Origin of the sequence: Streptosporangium sp. NPDC049644 (assembly GCF_040675205.1) — a bacterium.
In the GTDB taxonomy this organism is placed as follows: Bacteria; Actinomycetota; Actinomycetes; order Streptosporangiales; family Streptosporangiaceae; genus Streptosporangium; species Streptosporangium fukuiense.
Genome location: NZ_JBFAOJ010000210.1, coordinates 3,223 through 3,994, shown reverse-complemented (window position 1 = coordinate 3,994; position 772 = coordinate 3,223). Strand labels below are relative to the sequence as shown.

Genomic DNA, 772 nt, shown 5'->3' with positions numbered 1-772 from the left:
CGCAGCGACCTCATTGATGGCTGCCTCGCGGGAACCGGCCTGGCCCTCACACCGGCATAGCCACTCACGACGTCACGAGTTCAACCTCAGTAACAGGCGAAGAAGCCCCAGGTCGCTACCGCTAATTCCTGCACTCAGCCTCCTCGAAGGCATACCGGGCTCGCCCGGCGCGGCCGCGCTGCGGAGCGGCTCGCCGCCGGCGAGCTGCTCGGCCCGGGTGGGCAGAAACAGTCCTTTGTCCGGTACATGCGCCCTGGAGTGCTCTCGACATCCCAGGTCGCCCCTCACCAGGGAAAACACCCGTTCATGATCCACCGAATGTGGGTTTTGACCTTATGTGGGCTGGATCCCAGAAGGCGATGCAGGCACCTGCAAGTCGATCTCAAGCGTGATCTTCTACACCTACGGGAGTGAACACGACTCCTCCGCAGCAGCGCCGATCACTATCTCGCCGCACCCTGCTCCTGGGCGGGCTCGGCGCCCTGGCCGCGGCTGGCGTACCGACCATGGCCGCCTGCACCACCGTCATACCGATACCGGTCATCCCCGACCCCACCCCGAGTGCCACCCTCACCGGCCACATCGACTGGGTCTGTTCGGTGGCGTTCAGCCCGGATGGCAAACTCCTCGCCACCGGCAGCAACGACAACACGGTGCGGTTGTGGGACGTGGCCGGCCGCAAGACCTTTGCCCCCCTCACCGGCCACACCGGCAATGTCACCTCGGTGGCGTTCAGCCCGGGCGGCAAACTCCTCGCCACCGGCAGCAACGA

General features: G+C 65.9%; 1 pseudogene. It reads left to right on the top strand.

The window, feature by feature from the left end:
- Window positions 1-410 precede the first annotated feature (410 nt).
- A pseudogene (locus tag AB0J58_RS44345) lies at window positions 411-772 on the top strand (hypothetical protein); the annotation flags it as partial.